The sequence below is a fragment of the Streptomyces sp. NRRL WC-3549 genome (genome assembly GCF_000721935.1).
GTDB lineage: Bacteria > Actinomycetota > Actinomycetes > Streptomycetales > Streptomycetaceae > Streptomyces.
In genome coordinates this window covers 8,250-15,287 of the sequence record NZ_KL585421.1, presented here as the reverse complement: position 1 = coordinate 15,287, position 7,038 = coordinate 8,250, and the positions used below count along the sequence as shown (strand labels likewise).

General features: G+C 69.4%; 7 protein-coding genes and 1 pseudogene. 4 read left to right on the top strand and 4 right to left on the bottom strand.

Translation table 11 applies throughout. The annotated features are described in order from the left end of the window. Positions 1–277: pseudogene (locus IH13_RS0125370) on the bottom strand (shikimate dehydrogenase); the annotation flags it as partial. A gap of 150 nt (positions 278–427) precedes the next feature. Here IH13_RS0125370 and IH13_RS0125365 point away from each other — a divergent pair. Next, a complete protein-coding gene (locus IH13_RS0125365; protein ID WP_031088190.1) occupies positions 428–1,186 on the top strand; it encodes a thioesterase II family protein in 759 nt (252 codons plus the stop codon). A gap of 198 nt (positions 1,187–1,384) precedes the next feature. Here IH13_RS0125365 and IH13_RS0125360 read toward each other — a convergent pair whose 3' ends face one another. Together IH13_RS0125360 and IH13_RS0125355 are read right to left on the bottom strand one after the other, a co-directional pair. Then, the gene (locus IH13_RS0125360) at positions 1,385–1,603 is read right to left on the bottom strand and encodes a DUF5988 family protein (protein ID WP_031088188.1); all 219 of its coding nucleotides are present in this window, start codon (positions 1,601–1,603) and stop codon (positions 1,385–1,387) included. Continuing rightward, complete coding sequence (locus tag IH13_RS0125355; protein WP_063837487.1) at positions 1,600–2,355, bottom strand: 4'-phosphopantetheinyl transferase family protein; 756 nt, start codon at positions 2,353–2,355, stop codon at positions 1,600–1,602. Before IH13_RS0125355 ends, IH13_RS0125360 begins: the two co-directional genes overlap by 4 nt. A 195-nt stretch (positions 2,356–2,550) precedes the next feature. Between IH13_RS0125355 and IH13_RS0125350 the strand changes: the two genes are divergently transcribed. Further along, positions 2,551–3,618: a 3-dehydroquinate synthase family protein gene (locus tag IH13_RS0125350; RefSeq protein ID WP_051835919.1), complete on the top strand. Its 1,068-nt coding sequence runs from the start codon at positions 2,551–2,553 to the stop codon at positions 3,616–3,618. Further along, entirely contained in the window at positions 3,615–4,049 is a 435-nt protein-coding gene (locus tag IH13_RS0125345) for a type II 3-dehydroquinate dehydratase (RefSeq protein ID WP_031088184.1), read from the top strand. The genes IH13_RS0125350 and IH13_RS0125345 overlap by 4 nt, the downstream gene beginning before the upstream one ends. 107 nt (positions 4,050–4,156) lie before the next feature. On the opposite strand, the gene IH13_RS0125340 is transcribed toward IH13_RS0125345, so the two are convergent. Continuing rightward, positions 4,157–4,864 carry a VC0807 family protein gene (locus IH13_RS0125340; protein ID WP_051835918.1) on the bottom strand — a complete coding sequence of 236 codons (708 nt, stop codon included), beginning with the start codon at positions 4,862–4,864 and terminating at the stop codon, positions 4,157–4,159. 182 nt (positions 4,865–5,046) lie between these two features. Here IH13_RS0125340 and IH13_RS0125335 point away from each other — a divergent pair, with 182 nt between their 5' ends. After that, positions 5,047–6,936, top strand: a complete 1,890-nt coding sequence (locus IH13_RS0125335; protein WP_037842313.1) for a sensor histidine kinase — start codon at positions 5,047–5,049, stop codon at positions 6,934–6,936. The last annotated feature ends 102 nt before the right edge of the window (positions 6,937–7,038 follow it).

Below are 7,038 nucleotides of genomic sequence, written 5' to 3'. Positions count from 1 at the left end.
CCTCGTCCGCGAGGCGCAGGGCCGCGGCCTTGTGCGGGATGGTGACGAGGATGCCGTCCAGGTTCTTCATCCGTATGAGCCCCTGGAAGACCTGGGCGAAGTCGTCCGGTTCCACGTGCACGGGAATCAGCACCGCGTCGGTGCCGAGGCGGGCGAAGAGAGGGTTCAGGAGCGACGGTGCCCGGACCTGTGCGACGGGGTCCCCGAGAACGGCGTAGAGGCGGGTGCTTCCTGAGATGCGCGTCGGGGCGGAGACAGCGGAGGGTACGGGTTCCATTTCTTGCCTTCTGTGAGGAGTCTGTCTGTGGATGGTCCACCCCTAGCCGGAGGGATAGGGGTTGTGCGCCATCGCCGGCGGCGGGAAGGGTGATGGAGGCATTCGGCCGGGCGGGATCCCGCTCAGGCCCGTGACTCGAAAGGATGTCAGGTGACCGCGCATCTCACCGACCCCAGCCTGTGGATCCGGCGGTTCCACCCCTCCGAGGACGCCAGGGCCAGGCTCGTGTGCCTCCCGCATGCCGGAGGGTCCGCGCCGTTCTACTTCCCTGTTTCCAAGGCGCTCGCGCCCGAGGTCGATGTGCTTTCCGTGCAGTACCCGGGGAGGCAGGACCGGCGCGCGGAGTCGTGCATCGAGAATCTGCCGGACCTGGCCGAAGCGGTGGCCGATCAGGTACTCGCGTGGGCGGACCGGCCGCTGGCGCTGTTCGGGCACAGCATGGGAGCCACACTCGGCTTCGAGGTCGCACTGCGGCTGGAGCAGAAGGGTGTGATCCCGCTCGTGCTGTTCGCGTCCGGACGGCGGGCTCCCTGCCGGCACCGGGAGGAGTCCGTTCATCTGCGTGATGACGACGGCATGATCGAGGAGCTGCGCTCGCTCAACGGCACCGGCGCCCAGGTGTTCGGTGACGAGGAGCTGATGCGTATGGTGCTTCCCGCCATCCGCAGCGACTACAAGGCGGCGGAGACCTACCGCTACACCGACGGCCCGCGCCTCGCGGCCCCCGTTCACGCGCACACGGGCACCGATGACCCCAAGGCGAGCGTCGACGAGGTCGGGTCGTGGGCCGAACACACGGAGGGTGAGTTCGAGCTGCACACCTACTCCGGGGGTCACTTCTACCTCAACGACCATGCGCCGCAGGTGATCGCTTCGGTTTCCCGGACGATCGCGTCGCTGCTGCCCTGAGATCCCGGCCGGGACGGGCGTAGCCACGCCCCGGGCGCGTACGGGTGCTTCCTCGCCGTCGGGGCCGACGGCGAGGAAGCACGGCGATCGGGGACCGTGCCCCGCACGTCTCGCACGCGCCACCGTGTGCGGCACGGTTCGGGGCAGTGTGATGGGCCGGTCCCGGGGAAGGACGCCGCCACCGGCCCACCGCAGTCGCTACTCCGCGAACTTCGTCGCCCCGGTCCAGGTGAAGACGCGGAGGGGGACACCTTCGTGCACTTCGCTCTCCGCCGTGGGCTCGAAGTGCTCGTACCGGTTGCCACGGGGCAGCTTCAGCTTCTCGTCCAGCTGCTCGACATAGCAGATGCGCTGCTCTTCGGACAGGTAGGTGGAAGGCCCACCCCGGAGAATGACATTGGGCTCGACGATACTCATGCGCTATTTACTCCTCGGCTGCTGTCAAGGTTTCGGTCAGGGTTTCTGTCAAGGGATCCCCCCACGGCCGGCACAGCGATTGCTGTGACCACAAGACCGTTCCCGACTGTCCAGCGGCCGGTGAATCCCCTGGGGGCATTATGAATACCGCGGACACCTTGCGGAAGGATCCGTGCGGAAAACGTTCCGCCCACCGGGTCTATCTCGATGACAGCGTCATCGAACTCGAGCGGCCGGTGGGTGAGCGGAAACCAAGTCTTATAGACACTTTCCTTGGCGCTGAAAAGCATTCTGTCCCAGTGCACACCGGGGTGGCCGAGGAGGAGTTCCTCCGTCCTGACCTCTTCCTCGGGGAGCGCCACGGCCTCGAGGACGCCGTCCGGTAGCGGCTGGTCGGGCTCCGCATCGATTCCGACCGACGCGACCTGGGCAGCCCGGGCAACCGCCGCTGCCCGGTAGCCGCGGCAGTGGGTGATACTCCCCCGCACCCCGCCGGGCCAGAGGGGTTCCCCCCTTTTCCCCGAGAGGATGGGCCGGTCCGAGGGGAACCCCAGGGACCCGAGGGCCGTGCGGGCACAATGGCGTCCCGTGGTGAATTCCCGGCGCCGCGATTCCACGGAATCGCGGACCAGTGCCTCCTCCTCGGCAAGAAGGGTAACCTCCGGGGGGTCCTCGAAGACTTCGTGCGAAGCGACTTCCGCCGCGAGCAACTGCTCAATCATCGCCTTCACCGATTCCAGGCCGGTGGCCATCCGACAACCACAGGGAAGGATTTTGTGAAGCGTATTTCTCCCCCGTCTGCGACGACACCCCTATGTTCGATCTCTCACCCCTATTTATATACCGGGCCCCCTGCATTCATGCGAACCTGAGCCACCGGTGCGGGGTCGCGGTCCATGCTGCGGCCGTGGCTGCCCGCGTGTGGACGGACTACGAGGAGCGAGGACATGCCCCAGGAATACCGGCGGATCGAGGTGCCTCTCGGTGCACGGTCGTACTCCGTTCGGATCGGCCCCGGTGTGCGTCACACACTGCCCGAGGTGGTGGCCGAGCTGGGTGCGGCGCGGGTCGTGGTCGTGTCCGCGCGGCCCCGGGCCTGGGTTCCGGATCCGGGTGTGCCGGCGCTGGTGCTGGAAGCCAGGGACGGCGAGGACGACAAGACCCTGGCGACGGTGGAGGAACTCTGCCGCCGGTTCGCCGAGTTCGGCCTGACCAGGACGGACGCGGTGATCTCCTGCGGAGGCGGTACGACCACCGATTCGGTCGGCCTGGCGGCGGCGCTCTACCACCGTGGTGTCCCCGTGATCCATCTGCCCACATCGCTGCTGGCCCAGGTGGACGCGAGCGTCGGCGGGAAGACCGCCGTGAATCTCCCGCAGGGGAAGAACCTTGTCGGGGCGTACTGGCAGCCGAAGGCCGTGCTGTGCGACACCGACTACCTGGAAACCCTGCCGCGCCGGGAGTGGCTGAACGGCTACGGCGAGATCGCCAGGTGCCACTTCATCGGAGCGGGTGACCTGCGCGGCCTGTCGACGCACGAGCAGATCGCCGCGAGCGTCGCGCTGAAGGCATCCGTCGTCGCCGCCGACGAGCGGGATTCCGGAATGCGGCACATCCTCAACTACGGTCACACGCTGGGTCATGCCCTGGAACGGGCGACCGGCTACGCCGTCCGGCACGGCGAGGGTGTCGCCATCGGCACCGTGTTCGCCGGACTGCTGGCCGGAGCCCTGGGCCGTATCGACGAGGCGCGGGTCGCGGAACACCGCACGGTGGTGGCGAGTTACTCGCTGCCCACCGAGCTGCCGCCCGGGCCGGCCCCGGACGACCTGATCGCTCTGATGAGGCTGGACAAGAAGGCCACCGCCGGCCTGTCGTTCGTCCTTGACGGACCACGGGGGCCGGAGCTGGTGCACGACGTCCCGGAGCACACAGTCGCCCGGACACTCACCGCCATGGGAACCGCCCCTCTGGACGAGCACACATCTGCCGCCGATATGAAAGGTGCGTCATGAGCACACTGCTGCTTCTCAACGGTCCCAACCTGGGCACCCTCGGACGACGTGAACCGGAGGTCTACGGGAAGGCGACCCTGGCCGACATCGAGCGCTCCGTGGCCGGGGAGGTGCGGGCGCGGGGCTGGGACGTGGTCTCGGTCCAGCGTGAGTCCGAGGGCGAACTGATCCACGCGATCCAGGACAACTACGACTCGGTCGGCGCGATCGTCAACCCGGGTGCGCTGATGATCGCGGGCTGGAGTCTGCGGGACGCCCTGGCCAGCTACCCCCGGCCGTGGATAGAGGTGCACCTCTCGAACGTCTGGGCGCGTGAGCAGTTCCGGCACGAGTCGGTCATAGCACCGCTGGCCTCAGGGATCGTCGTCGGCATGGGTGCGCTCGGCTACCAGCTGGCGGCGCGCGCCCTGCTGACGCTGACGCAGGAGTGAGTGACCCGTCCGGGCCCGGAGGCCGGCGGCCCCCTTGCAGGACCGCGAAATACATAGCGAGGGGCCGGTGCCTCTCGCACGCCCGGACGGGGGTACGGGGCCCGCGGTCACTGTTCGGCGGGCCGGCCGAGACGGGCTGAAAGGCGCTTGGCGTACGCCTTGCTGAACTGCACGATCGCGATGAGCAGCACCGTGAGCAGGCCGGCGCCCAGGAGCGGAACGCTGTCGACGGGCAGGGTGTACGCCATGACCACACGGGCCACCGCGTCGGTCATGAAAGCCAGTCCCCAGGCGACGGTCAGTACCCGCATGGCCCGCCGGAACTCGGGCACATCGTCCCAGTCCTTGCGCCAGGCAGCGGCGGTGGCCTCGGGGAGCAGCGGCATGGTCGCCTGGTAGATGAACGGCCGTGAGGCCAGCAGCGTGCCGAGCATCCAGAGCCCGACCAGGGCTGTCAGATAGCTCTCCCTGGCCAGGACGAGCCGGGGGTCTCCGGTCAGCAGCGACACGAGCGTGGCGCTGAGCATGATGCTCAGGGAGAACAGGGTGGGCCGCTCGACCCGATGGTCCTTGATCGCCCTGTAGACCAGCCGCACCAGGGGAAGGGCGCTGCTGAGTACGAGTGCGAGCCACTGGTTCACACCCATCAGGCGGAGGCCGTAGAAGAGAAGGAGCGGCAGTGCGACGTCCAGGGCCGCCGCCTCGATGAGGACGGTGCGGGGGTTGCGCCCTGCACGTTCCGGCTGCTTGTCTTCTCCCGGAGGCGTGACGGGTTCCGCTTCCAGCCCTTCCTGAACCTGCGGTGCCGGCTTCATGACGGCCTCCTTTCCTTGCTGCTCTGCTTCCGATCCTGCTGTTGCGTTCATCGATGACGCTACGCACCGACGGAGGCCCGCGGAATGCAGTAGGAAGCACAGTCGGGGTGCAGAAAACTGCACCTGCCCGCAGACGTGCGCGCATGTCAGACTGTTGATCACACGAGCTGCCGGGAGGTGCGATGAGCAACGGAACACGGCCTCGGGGCACTTCGTGGCGGCGCGCTCTGTGCCTCGCCCCCGCCCGTGGGGTGGCGCTGGCCGTGCTCGGCGCGGCCGGTGTGCTGCTTGTCGTACCTATGGTCGTGGCCCTGGTGTCCGGTGCGGTGCGGACGCTGCTCCAGCTGCGTCGGCTGCCCCGACTGCGACGCCGGCTGGCGGCCTCCTGGTCGCAGGTGGAGATCCCCGAACCGTACGTTCCCCATTCCTCAAAGGCCCGTGCCAGGGAAGGCGGGCTGTACCGGTACGGCAGGCGCTTGTACGCCTCCGGCAGTACCGCCGGGCGCAAGCGCGCTGCCCGGAAGATCACCCGGGATCCGGCGACCGCACGCGATCTGCTGTGGCTGCTGCTTGACCCGTTGGTCGGAGCCCCGGTGGCCGTGCTGCCCGCCGCTCTGATCGGTGCCGGTCTGGCCGGGCTCACCGCGCCCCTGTGGCACCGCGGGCCCGGCTCGGCGGGTGCGGCGGTGCTCGCCCTGGCCTCGGTGTCGGCCGGTCTCGCGGTGGGGCCGTCGTCGATCCGGCTGCACGGTCACTGGACGAGGCTGCTCCTGGGCGGTGGAGGCATGCCCGTGGCAGGCGGCGGGACCCGCTGGTGGGTGCGGGTATGGCGGCGGGTCCAGACGGTGGGAGCGGCGTGCCTGCTGTGCGCGCTCGCGGTGTGCGGGCTCGTACTCGCTCTGCTCCAGCTGATCGCTGCGGTGTTCTCCCTGGTCTTCGGGCTCGTGCCCGTTCTCGCCCAGGTGGTTCTGGCGAGCCGGAAGTTGGTGAACCTGTGGCGGGACCTCTTGCGCCACGGGGGCCTGGCGGACATCGCGGAGCCGTACCGGCAACAGCCTGCGGTACCCGTCCAGGGCGCCGACGGGCATTACGCGTACGGCCGTACGCTGCACCCCGGCCCCCTGCTGCCGACATGGCTGGCCACTCGCCGGTGGGTCCTCACCGACCCGGCGACGTGGCGCGACCTCCTGTGGCTCCTGACGAATCCGGTCGTGGCGGCGGCCCTGTTGCTCGCGCCGATGGCGTCGGTCCCCGCCATGGGGCTGTGGTGGCCCGGCCCGGCCGGCGTCACGGCAGCCGCGCTCGCGGCGGGAGCCGTCCTCTGGGGCACGCCGTACACGCTGCGGGCCCAGGCGCGGTGGTGCGCGCTGTTACTGGCGCCCACAGAACGGTCCGTGCTCGCCCGGCGTGTGCAGCAGCTGACCACGACGCGGGCGGAGGCCACGGGTGTCCAGGCGGCGGAGCTGCTGAGGATCGAACGCGATCTGCACGACGGAGCCCAGACCCGTCTGGTCGCCATCGGCATGAGTCTGCGCGCGATCGAGCACCGCCTCGGCAGTGAACAGCCCGAGCTCCGGGCGATGGCGGCGGAGGCGCGGGAGAACTCCTCCGCCGCCCTCCGCGAGCTGCGCAGTCTGGTACGTGGCGTGCATCCGCCGGTCCTGGCCGAGCGAGGGCTCGTCGACGCCGTGCGCACGCTGGCACTCGCGCACCCGCTGACGGTGGAGGTGACCGCCGACCTCCAGGGCCGGGCACAGGCGCCGGTGGCCGCATGTGCGTACTTCTCGGTGAGCGAGGCACTCACCAACAGTGCGAAACACTCCGGCGCCCGGCGCGTCCTGATCGACCTCCGCCACCGGGCGGGGGCACTGCGGATCACGGTGACCGACGACGGATGCGGCGGCGCCGATCCTGCCCTCGGCAGCGGGATCCGTGGTATTCAGCGGCGACTGGCCGCTTTCGACGGTCTGCTCGACGTGGCCTCGCCTCGCGGCGGCCCGACCACTTTGACGATGGAGCTCCCGTGCGTGTTGTCCTCGGCGAGGACCAGTACCTCCTCAGGAAAGGACTGACCCATCTGCTGGAGGACCACGGCTTCGAACTGGCCGCCGTGGTCGACACCGGCCCCGACCTGCTCAGCGCCCTCCTCCAGCACCGGCCGGACGTGGCCCTGG

What these genes read in the sequence shown, in the direction of transcription:
- IH13_RS0125345 (WP_031088184.1), top strand. Translation starts at nt 3,615, where the DNA reads ATGAGCACACTGCTGCTTCTCAACGGTCCCAACCTGGGCACCCTCGGA.
- IH13_RS0125355 (WP_063837487.1), bottom strand. Translation starts at nt 2,355, where the DNA reads ATGGCCACCGGCCTGGAATCGGTGAAGGCGATGATTGAGCAGTTGCTC.
- IH13_RS0125360 (WP_031088188.1), bottom strand. Translation starts at nt 1,603, where the DNA reads ATGAGTATCGTCGAGCCCAATGTCATTCTCCGGGGTGGGCCTTCCACC.
- IH13_RS0125340 (WP_051835918.1), bottom strand. Translation starts at nt 4,864, where the DNA reads ATGAAGCCGGCACCGCAGGTTCAGGAAGGGCTGGAAGCGGAACCCGTC.
- IH13_RS0125350 (WP_051835919.1), top strand. Translation starts at nt 2,551, where the DNA reads ATGCCCCAGGAATACCGGCGGATCGAGGTGCCTCTCGGTGCACGGTCG.
- IH13_RS0125335 (WP_037842313.1), top strand. Translation starts at nt 5,047, where the DNA reads ATGAGCAACGGAACACGGCCTCGGGGCACTTCGTGGCGGCGCGCTCTG.